Below are 16774 nucleotides of genomic sequence, written 5' to 3'. Positions count from 1 at the left end.
GCCGATGGGGGCCTTCGCCTACCGTTACGGCGTGCTGCACGCCGAATCCGTGTCGGTGAACGAGGTGGCGCGCGCCGTCGGCACGCCCTTTTACCTCTATTCCACGGCGGCGCTGGAAGCGCATTACAGCGCGTATGCTGGCGCCTTCGCCGGGCAGGACGCGGGCGTGTGCTACGCGTTGAAGGCCAACTCCAATCTGGCGGTCATCCGCACCTTCGCCAAGCTGGGCGCGGGCGGCGACGTCGTGTCGGTGGGCGAGATGAAGCGGGCGCTGGCGGGCGGCATTCCGCCCGAACGCATCGTCTTCTCCGGCGTCGGCAAGACGCGCGAGGAGCTGCGCGCGGCGTTGGAAGCCGGAATCCACCAGATCAACGTGGAATCCATCCCGGAGTTGGAGGCGCTGAGCGCGGTGGCGTCCAGTCTGGGCGTGGTCGCGCCCATCGCCATCCGCGTCAACCCGGACGTGGACGCCAAGACCCACGCCAAGATCGCGACCGGCAAGAAAGAGAACAAGTTCGGCATCGACTACGATCAAGCGCGCGACATCTACAAATTCGCCGCGTCGCTGCCGGGGATCAAGCCGGTGTCCATCGCCGTCCACATCGGTTCGCAATTGACCGATCTGGCCCCCTTCCGCGCCGCGTATGAGCGGGTCGCCGCCCTGCTGCACCAGTTGCGCGCCGATGGGCACGACATCCAGCGGCTCGATCTTGGCGGCGGTCTGGGCATCACCTACAAGAACGAAGCGCCGCCCGATCTGGCCGATTACGCGGCGATGGTCCGCTCGATCACCGGCAATCTCGGTTGCCGCGTGACGCTGGAGCCGGGGCGGTCGCTGGTCGGCAACGCCGGGATCCTGGTCAGCCGCGTCATTTATGTGAAGCAAGGCTTGCACCGCCGCTTCGCCATCGTCGACGCCGCGATGAATGATTTGATCCGCCCATCGCTGTATGAGGCCTATCACGGCATCATCCCGGTGGTCGAACCGGAATCCGGCTCGGCGCTGGAGCCGTATGACGTGGTCGGCCCGGTGTGCGAAAGCGGCGACACCTTCGCCGTGCAGCGCCCGCTGCCGCCGCTGGCCGACGATGATCTGGTCGCCTTCCTGTCGGCGGGCGCCTATGGCGCGGCGATGTCCTCGACCTACAACACCCGCCCGTTGATCCCGGAGGTTCTGGTCAACGGCGACCGCTTCGCCGTCATCCGCCCCCGCCCGACGGTGGAAGAGATGCTGGCGGCGGAACGGGTGCCGGACTGGTTGTGAGCGCGCAGACCTCCCCCTCTTCCCCCCGGGGAGAGGGCCGGGGTGAGGGGGACGCGCCGCCCGCCCTGTTCGGGGCGGCGTTGGCGGATTCGCTCGCGCAATCCCAATCATGACCGCCACGCATCCCCCTCACGCTACCCCTCTCCCCAGGGGGGAGAGGGAACGTCGCCCACGCCTCGACGCCGCACGCGGGGTGGCGTTGCTCGCCATGGCGGTCTATCACGCCTGCTGGGATTTGACCTTCGTCGGGCTGGCCGACTTCGATCTGTTTGAAAACCCGCTGTGGCTGGCCGCCCGCACCACCATCCTGTCGAGCTTTCTGCTGCTCGCCGGGATCGGTTTGGTTCTGGCGACGGAACGCGGGTTGGACCGCCCGCGCTATTTCCGCCGTCTGGGCCGCCTGGCCGCCGCCGCCGCCGCCGTGTCGGCGGCGTCCTACGCGGTCTTTCCCGACAGCCCGATTTTCTTCGGCGTGCTGCACCACATGGCGGCGGCCAGCGTCGTCGGTCTGCTCTTCGTTCGCTTGCCCGCCCTGGTCTCGCTGCTCGCGGCGGCGGCGGCTTTCGCCGCAGGGCAGAGCTTCGGCTTTCCGCTCTTCGACAGCCCATGGCTGCGCTGGATCGGCTTGACCAGTTTCGCCCCGGATTCCAACGATTTCGTGCCGCTGCTGCCCTGGATCTCCGGCCTTCTGGTTGGAATCGCGCTGGCCCGGCTGTGGCCAAGCGTCGGACGCGGCGTCTTGCCCGGCGGCGTGGTCGGACGGGGTTTGGCCCTGGCCGGACGGCACAGTCTGGCCGTCTATCTGATTCACCAACCGATTCTGTTCGGCGCGGTCTGGCTGATCGCCAACAGCGGTCTTGTACCCGTTGAATCCCCGGCGACCCGCAGTTTTCAAAGCTCCTGCGTCGCCAGTTGCGGCCAGACCGGCGGCTCCGCCGCGCTCTGCGAGCCGCGTTGCCGCTGCGTGCAAAGCGCGATCACCGCCACCGGCCAATGGGAGGCCTTTCTCGCCGACCGGCTGGACGCCCAAGGCCGCGCCCAGATCGGCGCGGCGATTCAAAGCTGCGCCGCCCGCTGAACCGGACGCCAAACTGGGACGGCGCGCCCAAGCGCCGCCCAAAAACCATCCGCTTGCCGGACGTTCAGCGCATCACGCCCGCAACCGCCAGCACCTCGACGCTGCCGTTGTAGATCATCATCAGAGCCACATAGACGATCACGCCAAGTCCGATGTAGGCGATCCAGTGGTAGCGGCTGAGCAGCCGGGCGATCACGCTGGCCGCCGCGCCCATCAAGGCCACCGACAGCAGCAGGCCAACCGCCATGACCCACAGATGCTCGCGCGCCGCGCCTGCCACCGCCAGCACATTGTCCAGCGACATCGACACGTCGGCGACGACCACCTGCCAGATGGCCGCCTGCATCGTCTTGCCGCCGCCCGCCGTTCCGCCCACGGACGCGTCGTCCTCCGACACCAGATCAGCCGCCTCGTCCTCCTCTTTCTGTTCGCGCAATTCGCGGAACAGCTTCCAACACACCCACATCAACAGGATGCCGCCGGCAAGGGTCAGACCAATGATCGCCAACAACTGGGTGGTCAGCAGGGCGAAGACGATGCGCAGCACGACCGCCGCCGCGATGCCCCAGAAAATCACCTTGGCCCGCTGCGCCCGCGCCACCCCCGCCGCCGCCATGCCGACGACGATGGCGTTGTCGCCCGCCAGAACCAGATCGATGAACATGACCTGACCAAGCGCGATCAATTCGGGAAGCAGCGAGTCCACGGGCGGGGTTCCTGATGTCAGTTGTCAGACAGGTTGGGCCTTAGCCCTATATCGCGCACCGCCATACGCGCGCAACCCCTAGGGGCCAAGGCGGTTGGAAAAAATCCTGGTCAACCAGGACGGGACGATCCGTCGCATCTCGCAAGCGCTCGAAAATCCCTATTGAGAATGTGGTCGTTGATGCAGATCAATGTTGGTCTGCCCTGCAACTGGCTCAATGCCCGCCAAGGCGGCTGCGCGCCGTCATGCCCATCAAAAACATGGGTGTGCAAATCCTCCCGCATCCGTTCCCGGCTGCGGCGCGGCTTTGTTGCGCGCGCACCGGGCGTGGTTTGCCGGTTTGTCGCCAACATGCGGAACGCCCAGGGAGGGAACAGGGAATGCCCGACGGTCAGGTGGTCAACGACGCCGAACACATCGGCGACCTCGAATCCTATGAGAACGCGCTCGCCGGTCTGAACCGCCGGGATTTTCTGGCCTATTGCACCGGCGTCGCCGCCACGCTGGGGCTGGAGCCGGGATTCGGCGTCAGCATCGCCAACGCCGCCGTCGCCGCCCCCCGCCCGACCGTGATCTGGCTATCGGGGCAGGCCTGCACCGGCTGCACCGAAACGCTGCTGCGCACCAACCACCCGACGCTCGAAACCCTGATCCTCGACACCATCTCGCTCGACTACAACGAAACGCTGATGACAGGCTCCGGCCATCAAGCCGAAAACTGGAAACAGCAGGCGATGAAGGCCAATTGGGGCAAGTATCTGATGGTCACGGACGGCTCGGTGCCGACCGGGGCCGGGGGGAATTACTGCCGCGTCGCCGGAAAGACCTACATCGAGGCGGTGAAGGACTGCGCCGCCGGGGCCGCCGCCGTCATCTCCATCGGTTCCTGCTCCTCCTGGGGCGGCTGGGTGTCCACCGGCGTCAACCCGACCGGGGCCAAGGGCCTGAACGAGATCATCACCGACAAGCCGGTCGTCACCATCCCCGGCTGCCCGCCCAACCCGTATAATTTCCTCTCCCTGGTTCTGCATTTCGTCACGTTCGGCAAGCTTCCGGCGCTGGACGACAAGATGCGCCCGAAATTCGCCTATGGTCGCCTGATCCACGAAAATTGCGAACGCCGCCCGCATTTCGACGCCGGGCGCTTCGCCATGGAGTTTGGCGATTACGGCCACCGCCAGGGCTATTGCCTGTACAAGCTGGGCTGCAAGGGGCCGGAAACCTACCACAATTGCCCGTCCATCGGTTTCAACGACGTTGGCCAAGGGACATGGCCGGTGGGCACCGGACACCCCTGCTTCGGCTGTTCGGAAAAGGGCGTCGGCTTCACCAAAAGCATTCATGAGCTGGCGACGCTGAAGTCGGTCGCCCCGCCCAACACGTACCCGGCGGTCGCCACCGAGAAGGGCCAGGGCATGACGCCGGGCGCCGCCGCCGTGGTCGCGGGCATCGCGGGCGCCGCCATTGGCGCCGGCGCGGTCATCGCCGGGCGGCTGGGCAAGCAGGACGCGAACGCCGAACGGGACGCCCCGACCGATTCCGACGCGAAGTGAGGCCCGCCATGGCAAAAGCACCCTCAAAAGGCACGGTGTCGCGGCGTGGTTTCCTGCGCGGCGCCTTGCAAGGATCGGCGGGGGCGGCGGCCGCCGCCTGCGCCACGGTCGTCGCGACGCCCGACGCCAACGCGCTGCAACGCGCGCCCAAAGCGATGTCGCCCGACGCGCTGGGCCTGCTCTACGACAGCACGCTGTGCATCGGCTGCAAAGCCTGCGTGACGGCCTGCAAGGACGTCAACCACATGCCGCCGGAGGTCGGGCCGGAGGCGCAGGCCTGGAACGGCGCGCCCGGCAACCCGACCTGGGACACGCCGGTGGAACTGTCGGCCAAGACGCTGAACATCATCAAGGCCTACAGCCACGGCACCGGCGAGACCAAGGATTCGCCGGAAAACGGCTTCGCCTTCATCAAGCGGCAATGCCTGCACTGCGCCGATCCGTCCTGCGTGTCGGTCTGCCCGGTGACGGCGATGACCAAGGATGAGAAGACCGGCATCGTCAGCCACAACCCGGACGCCTGCATCGGCTGCCGCTACTGCGTGCTGTCCTGCCCGTTCGGCGTGCCGAAATACGATTACAACGACGCGTTCGGCGAAATCAAAAAATGCCAGCTCTGCCAGCACCGTCTGGCCGAGAATCAGTTGCCGGGCTGCGCCGACGTCTGCCCGACCGGGGCCACCCTGTTTGGCCGCACCGAGGATCTGAAGGCGGAGGCCAAGCGCCGCACCGCCCTGAAAGTCGGCGAGGTCACGCATTACCCGCGCGGCGACATCGGCGGCACGGTCGGCGGGGCGCGGGCGGGGCATGAGAAAACGGTCGCCGCCGCCTATCAGTCCCACATTTACGGCGAAACGGAACTGGGCGGCACCCAATGTCTGGCGGTGTCGGGCGTGCCGTTCGACAAGCTGAACCTGCCGACCAACGTGCCGGACACCGGCTATCCGACGCTGTCCGAGGGCATCCAGCACACGCTGTACGCCGGGATGGTCGGCCCCGCCGTGGCCTTCGCCGGTCTGGCCTATCTGGCCCGCCGCAACGCCAAAGACCACCCGGAGGAGTGACCCGCCATGGCCATGAGTCTGCGTCAACAGAATCTCCATGAACACCAGCCGCTCGGCGGGCGGATCTTCACCCTGCCGCTGGTCGTCTGCATCCTGCTGGTGCTGGCGGCGGTCTATGTGCTGGCCCAGCGCTACGCCTTCGGCATCGGCTACGTCGCCAACATCAACGACGGCTACCCCTGGGGCATCTGGGTCGCGGTGGACGTCGTCATCGGTTCGGCCTTCGGCTGCGCCGGTTATGTGATGGCGGCGCTCTGCTACATTCTGAACAAGGGCGAATACCACCCGCTGGTCCGTCCGGCGGTGCTGGCCAGCCTGTTCGGCTATGGTCTGGCGGGCATCGCCGTGCTGACCGATCTGGGCCGCTACTGGCATTTCTATCATCTGATGATGCCCTGGTACGCGCAACCCAACTCGGTGATGCTGGAGGTCGGCCTGTGCGTCGCCACCTACACCATCGTGCTGACAGTGGAGTTCGCCCCCGCCCTGCTGGAGCGCTTCGGGCTGGAGGATCTGCGGGCCAAGGTGAACAAGCTCTTGTGGCTGTTCATCGCGCTGGGCGTGCTGCTGCCGACCATGCATCAAAGCTCGCTCGGCACCATGATGGTCATCGTCGGGCACAAGCTGTCGCCGCTGTGGCAGACCCAGCTTTTGCCGGTCTTCTTCCTGATGAGCGCCATCCTGATGGGCTTCGCCATCGTGATTTGGGAGGCGGTTCTCGCGGCCTTGAGCTTCAAGCGCCCGCAGGAAACCCCGGTCCTGAAGAAGCTGGCCTATCTGATGGCGGTGACGGCGCTGGCCTTCGTCGCCCTGCGATTCGTCGATCTGGCCGTGCGCGGTCAGCTTGGCGTCGCGTTCGGCGGGCCGAAAGCCAGTTGGTTCTGGCTGGAGACGCTGGCCATGCTGGGCGGCGGCCTGATCCTGCTGCCGCCGCGCAACCGGGGCCGGACGCGCTCCCTGTTCATCGCCGCCTCGCTGCTGCTGGTCGCGGGCATCCTGTACCGGCTGAACGTCTATTTGATCGGCTACACCCCGGCCATCGGGCCGTGGAGCTACTTCCCGTCGGTCAAGGAAATCCTCGTCACCGTCGGCATCTTCGCGTTGGAGGTCGGGTTGTATCTGATCTTCGTCAAGACATTGCCGGTTCTGCACGCCGTCCATTCCCCGGCGCACGCCACCCTTTCCGCCTCTTCGGCCAAGCACGGCTGAGTTTAGGAGATCATGGTCATGACTCAGCGCATTGTTGTCGATCCCGTCACCCGCATCGAAGGCCATCTGCGGGTTGAATGCGACGTTGGCGACGGCAAGGTTACGAAGGCGTGGGCGTCCGGCACCATGTGGCGCGGCATCGAACTGATCCTTCAGGGCAAGGATCCGCGCGACGCCTGGGTGTTCGCGCAACGCATTTGCGGCGTCTGCACCACGGTTCACGCCATCACCTCGGTGCGCGCGGTGGAAAACGCGTTGAAGATGGAAATCCCGCTCAACGCCCAATACATCCGCAACCTGATCCAGGGCGCCCACAACGTCCACGACCACATCGTTCATTTCTATCATCTGTCGGCGCTGGACTTCGTCGACATCACCTCAGCGCTGAAGGCCGATCCGGCGGCGACGGCCAAGCTGGCGCAGTCGCTGTCCGACTGGAGCCTGAACACGACCGGCGAATTCGCCACCGCGCAAAAGAAGCTCCAGGCCTTCATCAACAGCGGCCAGTTGGGCATTTTCGGGTCGGGCTATTGGGGCCACCCGGCGATGAAGCTGTCGCACGAGGCCAATCTGATGGCCGCCACCCACTATCTTCAGGCGTTGGACGTCCAGCGCAAGATGAACAAGGTGGTGGCGATCCTCGGCTCGAAGACCCCGCACATCCAGAACATGGCGGTCGGCGGCGTCACCAACCCGATCAATCTGGACAGCCAATCCACCCTGACCCTGGAAAAGCTGACCTACATCAAGACGTTGATCGACGAGGTCGGCGACTTCATCACCAAGGTCTACATCCCCGACGTGGCGGCCATCGGCGCCTTTTACGCCGATTGGACCAAGATCGGGCGCGGCATCGTCAATTACCTGTCGATCCCCGACATGCCGCTGGACACCAAGGGCACAAAGTTCGCCCTGCCCGCCGGTTTCATCGAAAACGGCGACATCGTCAAGGGCTTCACCCCGATCAAGGATTTCCACGATCCCTATTTTGAAAAGGGCGTGAAGGAAAGCGTCAAGCATTCCTGGTATCAGGGCGGCAAGGGCGCGCTGCACCCCTATGACGGCGAGACGATCCCGAACTACAGCGATTGGCAGGATGACGGGAAATACTCCTTCATCAAGTCGCCGACCTTCTACGACAAGCGCGCCCAGGTCGGCCCGCTGGCCAATGTGCTGGGCCTTTACGCGTCGGGCCACCAGCGCACGCAATTCTGGGTCAACGCGGTGCTGGACAGCGTGTCCGGTTTGGTGGGCAGCAAGATCGGGGTGGACGCCCTGCATTCCACCATCGGCCGCCACGCCGCCCGCGCGGTGCGCTGCGTCGTGCTGCACGAAGAGCTGTCGAACCAGTGGACGCTGCTGATGGAGAACATCGGCCGGGGCGACACCATGACCTTCAACAAGCCGGTCTTCCCGAAGGAGGAGGTGCGCGGCTTCGGCTTCCACGAGGCGCCGCGCGGGATGCTGTCGCACTGGGTCGTCATCGACAAGGGCAAGATCAAGAATTATCAGGCCGTGGTTCCCACCACCTGGAACGCCGGGCCGCGCGACGAAGACGACCGGATTTCCGCCTATGAGGCGGCGCTGATCGACACCCCGGTGGCGGTGGCCGACCAACCGCTGGAAATCATCCGCACCCTGCATTCCTTCGACCCGTGTCTGGCCTGCGCGGTGCATTTGACCGACACGGAAAACAGCTCGACCTATCAGGTCAAGGTCGTTTGATTCTGGCGGCTCCCCCCGCTCTCATCGGCGGGGGGTTTTTTGTAGCGAAATTGATCCAGTTCAAGGGAATGGTCTGACCAGTTCGTCAGGATCAACCCCGGTTTCCTCGTTGGCACAGGCCCCCTCATGTCCATCCTCGTCCTCGGTCTCGGCAACATCCTGTTGATGGATGAGGGGCTTGGCGTGCGCGCCATGGAACAATTCGACGCCGGATGGAGCGTTCCCGAGTCGGTCAGCGTCGTCGATGGCGGCACCTGCGGCATGGACATGCTGGACCTGATCGCCAGCCACCGCCATTTGATCGCCGTGGACGCGGTCAAGACCGGCGCGCCCGCTGGAACGCTGGTGACGCTGCGCGGCGACGACGTTCCCGCCTATTTCAAAGGCAAACTCTCCCCCCACCAGCTTGGGCTGTGCGACCTTCTGGCTTCTCTGCGCTTGCAGGGGGAGGCGCCGGACAGCGTCACCCTGATTGGTTGTGTTCCGTTGGCGCTGGGCACCGGCCTGATGCTGTCGCCGGAGATCGAGGCGCGCTTGCCCGCCATGGTTCAGGCGATCATCGCCGCTTTGCGTGATCTTGGCGTCGAACCGCAATCCCGCGCGTTATAAAAAATTCACCGGCGGAAGCATTCTTTCGCAAGACCGTTGTTGCCGCACCAGACAACGACTGTTAGCCTAGAAACAACCCTCGCGTTCTTTTTGCATTGCAACATAAGCTCTGGCGTATATTCAGAGCGGGAGCTTCTGCATGAGCAATCTTCTGAGCCGTCTGTCTTTCGCGCAGAAGCTCGTCTCCTTGAACCTCGTTGGCACCCTCGCAAGTTGCGCCGCCACCCTGTTCGTGGCGCTGTACTTCATCGCCACCGATTTAAAGAGGCAGGAGATCGAGCGGCAGGAGATGAACATCCGGGTCGCCAAGGAAATCTTGAACCCGAAGGGCCAGCCCTACCGCATCGCCGACGGCAAGCTGATGATCGGCGACACCACGCTGGAAGGCACGTTCGAGCATGTGGACCGGATCAAGGCGGCGCTGAACATCACCGTCACCATGTTCCGCGACAACAGCCGGATCGCCACCACCCTGGTCAACCCGGACGGCAGCCGCCCCATCGGCTCCAAATTGGCGGACGACATTCACCAGCGCGTCGTCGTGCGCGGTGAAACCTTCCTGGGCGAATACCCGGTTCTGGGCGTCAATTATCTGGTCAGCTATGTCCCGCTGAAAGACGCGTCGGGCAAGGGCATCGGGGCGTTCGCCGTCGGCATGCCGTCGGGCGAGTTTTACGCTTTGATTCAGCAATTGGGTTGGCGGATCGGCGCGGTGTCGCTGCTGGTCGGGCTGCTGCTGTGCTTCGCGATCTTCGTCTATGTGAAACGCCAGATGCTCGCGCTTCAACATCTGGCGTCCGCTGTGGACGCGCTGGGCCATAAGAATTACGACACCAAGGTTGAAGAGACCGACCGTCCCGACGAGATCGGCGACATGGCCCGCGCCGTCGCCGGGTTCCGCGACGGCCTCGCCAACGCTGAAATCCTAACCCGCCAACAGCGCGAGGCGGAGGAGACGCAGGCCCGTCGTCGGGCGGAAATCGACACGGCGACCCGCAGTTTCGCCGGAAAGATCGACGTGGTGGTTCGCGCCGTCACCGAATCGGCCCAACGCATGCGCGGCAACGCCGAACGGCTGACCAACAGCGCCGAGAACACCCAGGCGACGGCCAGCAACGTGTCCAGCGCCGCCGTTCAGGCGTCCAGCAACGTGGAAACCGTGGCGGCGGCGGCGGAAGAGCTGTCGGCCTCCATCGGCGAAATCGGGCGCTATGTCGGCGAGGCGACGCAGGTCGCCACCCGCGCGGTGACGGAGGCGCAGGCCACCAACGACACCGTCAAGGGGCTGGCCAACGCCGCCAACCGGATTGGCGAGGTGGTGGAACTCATCAACTCCATCGCCGCGCAAACCAATCTGCTGGCTTTGAACGCCACCATCGAAGCGGCGCGGGCGGGCGAAGCGGGCAAGGGCTTCGCCGTCGTCGCCAGCGAGGTGAAAAATCTCGCCAACCAGACCGCCAAGGCGACGGAGGACATTCAAACCCAGGTCGCGGGCATCCAGGGCGAAACCCACGCGGCGGTGCAGGCGATTTCCGCCATCGTCGACACCATCCGCCGCATCAGCGACATCACCGCCACGGTGTCCGAAGCCGTCGGTCAGCAGGGCGACGCCACCCGCGAAATCGCCCGGAATGTGCAGGAAGCCTCGACCGGCACCCATCAAGTGACCACCAGCATCGAAACGGTGTCCCGCCAAGCCCGCGACACCGGCGCCAGCGCCGAAGAATTGCTGGCCGCCGCCGGGTCGCTGTTGGGCGAATCGCAGACCTTGTCCAGCGAAGTCAGCAGCTTCCTGTCGGTGGTCCGCAAAGCCTAATCATCGTGTCTGCGCATGAAAAGGGCCGGACGGGATCACCCCCATCCGGCCCTTTTTCATAGGAACCATCCGCCCTTTTTCATCAGCCGAGCGCGACCAGGGCGACCCCGCCCAAGCCGATCAGCGCGCCGACGCCGCGCAGCAGGGCCACGCCAACCCGGCCTTGCGCCAGACCGCGCAGCGACAGCGCCGCGCCGACGCCCGCGCCATGCAGCAGCGCGGTGGCCAGCGCGAAGCCCGCGCCGTAGAGCAGCGGCGCGGCGGCGTCCGGCATTTCAACGCCGTGGGCATGGCCATGGAACAGCGCGAACAGCGCCACCGTCCCGACCGAGGCCAACAGCGGCAGGCGCGCTTGCAGGGCGATCAGACCGCCCAACGCGACGACCGACAGGGCGATTCCCAACTCGACCGCCGGAAGGTCGATCCCGGCCACGCCGAGCAAACCGCCGCCGATCATCGCGGCGACAAAGGCGGCGGGCAGCGCCCACAGGGCCTTGCCGCCACGCTGGGCCGCCCACAGGCCAACCGCGACCATGGCCAGCAGATGGTCCAAGCCGCCCAGCGGGTGCGAGAAGCCATGCACGAACCCGGCGTCGTGCGCGCCAAACGTGTGAGCGTGAGCGGCGGCGGGCACGGCCAGCGCGACCGCGACGATGACGGAGGCGAACGAAAGAGGTTTCATACGGAAGCATCCCCTGCGGTTTGTTTCGGCCACGTCCACGCGCGCGTCGGCGCGTGTCGCACGCACTTGCGAAAAGTTTAGCAGAAGAAAATTTTCCCGCCATGGCCGACTCCGTCGCAGGGCGCGCGAACATGACGCTTTTGATGCACGTCAATGCCCCGCGCGCGCCGATCGGCGCATGAATGCGGCGCAACACTCCCCCAACGCTCCGCCGTCACCGAAAGCCTTGCCCGCATGTGCCTTGGTCTCCCAATGCAGGTTCTGGAAAGCGACGGCCTGATCGCGCGCTGCGCCGGGCGCGGGGAGGAGCGGCGCGTCAACGTCATGCTGATTGACGAGGTTCCGGTCGGCGGTTGGGTTTTGGTCCATATGGAGCGCGCCGTCCGTCCGCTGGATGAGGCGGAGGTCGGGACGCTGAACGACGCGCTCGACGCCATCCTGCTCGCCGCGCGCGGCGGCGACACCGATCATCTGTTCGCCGATCTGCTGACCCGGACGGACGCCCCCGCGCCCGGCGACGCGCCGTGACCGGGGCGCCCCCAAACGCCGACCCGTTCGACGCCGGTTTCGGCGCGGCCACCCGCTTGGCCTGCCGGGATTGCGGCGCGGTCTATGATCCGGCGTTGGGCGACCCGGCGCGCGGCGCGCCGGTGGGAACCAGCTTCGCGCGGCTGCCGGAACGCTGGGCCTGTCCGGGCTGCGGCGCGGCCCCACACCGCTTCGGCCCGGCGTCGGCCAGCGCGCCGGAGGCAGAACCGACCGACACATTGATCGCCGCTTACCACCGCGTCGCCGCCGACGCCATGTCGGGCGTCGCCATCGGCAACCCGGCGCTGAGCGTGGAGGCGGTGGGCTTCCGCGCCATGACTTGTGGCCGCGTCGCCGGGCGGATCGGCTGCGTCGTCGCCCCCTGGTTCCTCAACGCCGTGATGTTGCCCGACGATGCGGCCCGGTGGACCGCCGCGCGGGATGGCGACGCGCTGGCGCTGAGCCTGCCGTCAGGAGCTTACCGTTTCAACGCCGCCCGCATGGGCGCGCTGGGAACGCTGGCGGTGATGCCGCTGGTCTCCGACATGGCGGTGTTCGCCACCCAGGCCGAGGCGCGCGACGCCGCCACGCTGGCGCTCGACGCCTTGCTGCAAACGAACGCCGCGCCTCCGGTCGAAACGGCGCCCGCCAAACCAAAATCCGCGCTGTCACGCCGCGCCCTGTTCGGACGAGGAGCGGCATGAACCCGCCGACCAACGTCGAGGGCGCCGTCAGCGTCCGTCTGTCGGTCGCCGACAACGCGGTGAACCGGGCCGAGGTCGCCGTCCGCCGCCCCATCGCCGTCGCCCGCGCCCTGATTGGTCGCCGCCCGGAAGAGGCCGCGCGGGTGATTCCCCTGCTTTACAGCCTGTGCGGCACGGCCCAGGGCTTGGCGGCGGCGCAGGCCTGCGAAGCGGCCTTGGGCCTGGACGCGTCCGGCCACGCGGTGGCGCGCGGCTTGACGTTGGACGCCGAATGCGCCGACGCCCATGGCTGGCAGGCCGCAATGGAATGGCCTCGGCTTTTGGGCGAGCGCCCCGATCCGCATGGTTTGCTCGCCCTGCGCGACGCCCTGCCGACGGTGCCCGAATCGCTCTACCCGGCGGGCGACGCGCTGCGGCCCGGCGGCGGCGATCTCCAGCCCAACGGCACGGCCCTGGGCCACGCGCTGGACCGCGTCGCCGATTGGGTCGCGACCCAGGTTTTCGCCGGTTCCCCGCCCGCCGACGCTGGGGAACTGGCCGAATGGGCGGCGCGCGGGGCCACCGTGGCGGCGCGGTTGACCGCCCGGCTGCTCGCCCCCGATCTCGCCCTCCATGGCGCGGTTGGCGTCAGCGCCCTGACCGAGCGCGCGCCCTCTTGGTTCGCCGAAAGGCTGGCCGCCGACCCCGGCTTTTCCAGCCGTCCGCACAACAACGGTTTCCCCGCCCACACCGGGCCGCTGGCCCGCCGCGCCGATCACCCGCTGGTCGCCTCCGTCCAGGCCGCGCACGGGGTTGGCGTCATCGCGCTGATGGCGGCGCGGTTGGCCGACATGGCCGAACTGCCCCGCCGCATGGCCGCCGCGATCCGCCAGATTGGCCAACCGCTGGCCCTTCCCCCCACCGAAGCCGTCCCCCAGCCCCCCGGCGTCGGCTGCGGCGTGGTGGAGACGGCGCGTGGGACGCTGGCCCATTGGCTGCGGTTGGGCGCGGATGGGCGGATCGCCGATTACCGCACCGTGGCCCCGACCGAATGGAACTTCGCCCCGGATGGGCCGTTGGCGCGCGGCTTGATCGGGCTGCCCGCCGGGCCGGATGTGGTGGAGCGCGCCGGGTTGCTGGTCGCCTTGCTCGACCCCTGCGTCGCCTGCGCCATCACCGTCGCGGAGGGCTGAGGCCATGCACGAACTGGCGCTGGCGCGCGGCGTCGTCGAGGTGATTGAGGAGCAGGCGGCGGCCCAGCGCTTTCGCCGCGTCGTCCGCGTCCGTCTGGTCATCGGCGCGTTGTCGCACGTCGAACCGGAGGCGCTGGCCTTCGGCTTTGACGCGGTCAGTCGCGGCACGGTGGCGGAAGGCGCGGCGTTGGTCATCGACCGCCCGCCCGGCCAAGCCTATTGTCTGGATTGCGAAGCGACGGTGACGGTTGACGAGCGCGCCGCGCCCTGCCCACGCTGCGCCGGTTGGCGGCTGATGATAACCGGCGGCGACGACATGCGGATCAAGGATTTGGAGGTGGAGTGATGTGCACGGTCTGCGGTTGCGCCCAGGGGGAAACCCGCATCGAAGGCGACGATCACGAGCATGTCGGCCCGGACGGCAAGATCTACCGCCACGCCCATGGCGCGGACGGTCCCGGCCATCACCACCACGGCCCTCACGACGCCCACCATCACCACGCCGACGACGGCGCGCACGAGCATGTCGGCCCCGACGGTCGCATGTTCCGCCACAGCCACCATGGCGCTCACCACCACCATAGCGACGACGATAGCCACCCGGCGGATCCAAGCGCGCTCGACGCCGGGGCCGCCTTTGACCAGCCGCGCCTGATCGCCATCGAACAGGACATTCTCGCCAAAAACGACGGGTTGGCGGCGATCAACCGCCAGCGCTTCGCCGGGCGCGGCGTTTTCGTGCTGAACCTGATGTCCAGCCCCGGATCGGGCAAAACCACCCTGTTGACCCGCACCCTGACCGATCTGAAGGGCCGCTTTCCGGTCGCGGTGATCGAGGGCGACCAACAGACCAGCTTTGACGCCGACCGCATTCGCGCCACCGGCGCCCCGGCCATCCAGGTCAACACCGGCAAGGGCTGCCACCTCGACGCCGCCATGGTGGCGCAGGCGGCGGATCGGCTGGGGGTGGCGGAGAACAGCGTCCTGTTCATCGAGAATGTCGGCAATCTGGTCTGCCCCGCCGGGTTCGATCTGGGCGAAACCCACCGCGTCGTCGTCCTGTCGGTGACGGAGGGGGAGGACAAGCCGCTGAAATACCCCGCCATGTTCGCCGGGGCCGATCTGCTGCTGGTCAACAAGGTGGATTTGCTGCCGCATCTGACCTTCGACGTCGAACGGATGATCGCCTACGCCCAGCGGCTGAAGCCGTCGCTGGCGGTGATCGAACTGTCGGCGACCAGCGGACAGGGCATGGCCGACTGGTATGACTGGATTGAAAACGGCTTGGCCGAGGCGCAAGCCGCCCGGTCGGGCGACTGACCGCAAGGAGAACGCGCCCATGTGCCTCGCCGTTCCCGCTTGCGTCACCGCCCTGCTGCCCGACGAGCGCGCCACCGTGTCGTTGGGCGGGGTGTCGTCCACCTGCTCGCTGGAGCTGGTCGCCGGGGTGGCGGTCGGCGACTACGTGATCGTCCATGTCGGCTACGCCCTGTCAAAGCTCGACCCGGCGGAGGCCGAACGCACCCTGGCCCTGCTGGCCGAGATCGGCGCGTCCGCCGCCCCGCCCCCCCCGCCGAAGCCCCGGACCACGCCGCGCCATGACCGCCCCCGCAAAAGCCGACCGCCTGTTCGCCCGCAAGCTGGACCTGAGCGGCGCGGTGGACATGACCCACGGCTCCGGTGGAAAAGCGATGGCGCAGTTGGTGCGCGAGCTGTTCGCCGCCGCCTTCGCCAACCCGCTGTTGGACCAGGGCAACGACCAGGCCGCCTTCGACGTTCCCGGCGGGCGGATGGTGATGACGACGGACGGCTTCGTCGTCTCCCCGCTGTTCTTTCCCGGCGGCGACATCGGGTCGCTGGCGGTCCATGGCACGGTGAACGACATCGCCATGGCGGGCGCCGTCCCGCTGCATCTGACCGCCGCCTTCATTCTGGAGGAAGGCTTCCCGCTGGCCGATCTGAAGCGGCTGGTCGACAGCATGGCCGCCGCCGCGCGCGACGCGGGCGTCGCCATCGTCAGCGGCGACACCAAGGTGGTGGAGCGGGGCAAGGGCGACGGCGTGTTCATCACCACCACCGGCATCGGCATGGTTCCGCCCGGCATCGCCCCGTCGGGCGACCGGGCGCGGCCCGGCGACGCCATTCTGGTCAGCGGCACGATGGGCGACCACGGCGTCGCCATCATGTCCACCCGCGACAATCTGGGTTTTGACACCGCGATCCTGTCCGACAGCGCCGCCCTGCACGGGCTGGTCGCCGCGATGGTGGCGGAGGTTCCCGACCTGCATGTGTTGCGCGATCCCACGCGCGGCGGACTGGCCACCACCTTGAACGAGATCGCCCACCAATCCGGCGTCGGCATGCGCCTGTCCGAGGCCGCCATCCCGCTGCGCGCCGAGGTCGCCGCCGCCTGCGAGCTGTTGGGCCTCGACCCGCTGTACGCCGCGAACGAGGGCAAGCTGATCGCCATCTGCGCCGACGCGGACGCCGACCGCCTGCTGACCGTCATGCGGGCGCACCCGCTGGGCCGCGACGCCGCCCGCATCGGCGCGGTGGTCGAGGATTCCCACCGCTTCGTGCAGATGGAAACCCGCTTTGGCGGGCGGCGCATCGTGGATTGGCTGACCGGCGAACAGCTTCCCCGGATTTGCTGACGCTGGGATT

The 16774-nt window shown here is 67.2% G+C and carries 16 protein-coding genes and 1 pseudogene; 15 read left to right on the top strand and 2 right to left on the bottom strand.

Annotated features, from left to right (window positions below):
* Positions 1 to 4: 4 nt before the first annotated feature.
* On the top strand, positions 5 to 1264 hold the full coding sequence (gene lysA / locus D3877_RS23115; RefSeq protein ID WP_119833184.1) for a diaminopimelate decarboxylase: 1260 nt from the start codon (positions 5 to 7) through the stop codon (positions 1262 to 1264).
* A 109-nt stretch (positions 1265 to 1373) separates the two neighbouring features.
* Positions 1374 to 2342 (top strand): heparan-alpha-glucosaminide N-acetyltransferase, encoded by a 969-nt coding sequence (locus D3877_RS23110; protein ID WP_119833093.1) that lies wholly within the window; start codon positions 1374 to 1376, stop codon positions 2340 to 2342.
* 64 nt (positions 2343 to 2406) lie between these two features.
* Here the strand turns inward: D3877_RS23110 and D3877_RS23105 are convergent, their stop codons facing one another.
* Entirely contained in the window at positions 2407 to 3006 is a 600-nt protein-coding gene (locus D3877_RS23105; RefSeq protein WP_119833183.1) for a TerC family protein, read from the bottom strand.
* A 422-nt stretch (positions 3007 to 3428) separates the two neighbouring features.
* Here D3877_RS23105 and D3877_RS23100 point away from each other — a divergent pair, with 422 nt between their 5' ends.
* The 6 genes from D3877_RS23100 (at position 3429) to D3877_RS23075 (ending at position 11024) form a co-directional block, all read left to right on the top strand.
* Positions 3429 to 4601, top strand: a complete 1173-nt coding sequence (locus D3877_RS23100) for a hydrogenase small subunit (RefSeq protein ID WP_119833092.1) — start codon at positions 3429 to 3431, stop codon at positions 4599 to 4601.
* Between the two features lie 8 nt (positions 4602 to 4609).
* Positions 4610 to 5665: a hydrogenase 2 operon protein HybA gene (gene hybA / locus D3877_RS23095; protein WP_119833091.1), complete on the top strand. Its 1056-nt coding sequence runs from the start codon at positions 4610 to 4612 to the stop codon at positions 5663 to 5665.
* Positions 5666 to 5671: 6 nt separating this feature from the next.
* Entirely contained in the window at positions 5672 to 6874 is a 1203-nt protein-coding gene (gene hybB, locus D3877_RS23090; protein ID WP_238475036.1) for a Ni/Fe-hydrogenase cytochrome b subunit, read from the top strand.
* Between the two features lie 18 nt (positions 6875 to 6892).
* Positions 6893 to 8599, top strand: coding sequence for a nickel-dependent hydrogenase large subunit (locus D3877_RS23085; RefSeq protein ID WP_119833181.1), 1707 nt, complete (start codon positions 6893 to 6895; stop codon positions 8597 to 8599).
* 126 nt (positions 8600 to 8725) lie between these two features.
* Positions 8726 to 9208 carry a HyaD/HybD family hydrogenase maturation endopeptidase gene (locus D3877_RS23080; RefSeq protein WP_119833090.1) on the top strand — a complete coding sequence of 161 codons (483 nt, stop codon included), beginning with the start codon at positions 8726 to 8728 and terminating at the stop codon, positions 9206 to 9208.
* A gap of 139 nt (positions 9209 to 9347) precedes the next feature.
* A complete protein-coding gene (locus tag D3877_RS23075) occupies positions 9348 to 11024 on the top strand; it encodes a methyl-accepting chemotaxis protein (protein ID WP_119833089.1) in 1677 nt (558 codons plus the stop codon).
* An 82-nt stretch (positions 11025 to 11106) separates the two neighbouring features.
* Here the strand turns inward: D3877_RS23075 and D3877_RS23070 are convergent, their stop codons facing one another.
* Positions 11107 to 11706 (bottom strand): HupE/UreJ family protein, encoded by a 600-nt coding sequence (locus D3877_RS23070; protein WP_119833088.1) that lies wholly within the window; start codon positions 11704 to 11706, stop codon positions 11107 to 11109.
* A 234-nt stretch (positions 11707 to 11940) separates the two neighbouring features.
* Between D3877_RS23070 and D3877_RS23065 the strand changes: the two genes are divergently transcribed.
* The 7 genes and pseudogenes from D3877_RS23065 (at position 11941) to hypE (ending at position 16764) form a co-directional block, all read left to right on the top strand.
* Positions 11941 to 12234: a HypC/HybG/HupF family hydrogenase formation chaperone gene (locus D3877_RS23065; protein WP_119833087.1), complete on the top strand. Its 294-nt coding sequence runs from the start codon at positions 11941 to 11943 to the stop codon at positions 12232 to 12234.
* Positions 12231 to 12938 (top strand): [NiFe]-hydrogenase assembly chaperone HybE, encoded by a 708-nt coding sequence (hybE, locus tag D3877_RS23060; protein ID WP_119833086.1) that lies wholly within the window; start codon positions 12231 to 12233, stop codon positions 12936 to 12938. The genes D3877_RS23065 and hybE overlap by 4 nt, the downstream gene beginning before the upstream one ends.
* Positions 12935 to 14110, top strand: a complete 1176-nt coding sequence (locus tag D3877_RS23055) for a nickel-dependent hydrogenase large subunit (RefSeq protein ID WP_119833085.1) — start codon at positions 12935 to 12937, stop codon at positions 14108 to 14110. The genes hybE and D3877_RS23055 overlap by 4 nt, the downstream gene beginning before the upstream one ends.
* Positions 14111 to 14114: 4 nt before the next feature.
* Complete coding sequence (gene hypA, locus D3877_RS23050; protein WP_119833084.1) at positions 14115 to 14456, top strand: hydrogenase maturation nickel metallochaperone HypA; 342 nt, start codon at positions 14115 to 14117, stop codon at positions 14454 to 14456.
* Positions 14456 to 15430, top strand: a complete 975-nt coding sequence (gene hypB / locus D3877_RS23045) for a hydrogenase nickel incorporation protein HypB (RefSeq protein WP_119833083.1) — start codon at positions 14456 to 14458, stop codon at positions 15428 to 15430. The genes hypA and hypB overlap by 1 nt, the downstream gene beginning before the upstream one ends.
* A gap of 19 nt (positions 15431 to 15449) precedes the next feature.
* Positions 15450 to 15668, top strand: a pseudogene (locus tag D3877_RS23040) (HypC/HybG/HupF family hydrogenase formation chaperone); the annotation flags it as partial.
* A 40-nt stretch (positions 15669 to 15708) separates the two neighbouring features.
* On the top strand, positions 15709 to 16764 hold the full coding sequence (hypE, locus tag D3877_RS23035; protein WP_119833082.1) for a hydrogenase expression/formation protein HypE: 1056 nt from the start codon (positions 15709 to 15711) through the stop codon (positions 16762 to 16764).
* Positions 16765 to 16774: the final 10 nt, after the last annotated feature.

The organism is Azospirillum cavernae (assembly GCF_003590795.1).
Classification (GTDB): domain Bacteria; phylum Pseudomonadota; class Alphaproteobacteria; order Azospirillales; family Azospirillaceae; genus Azospirillum; species Azospirillum cavernae.
Note: the sequence above shows the minus strand (reverse complement) of the source record. Positions and strands in the feature narration are given on the sequence as shown.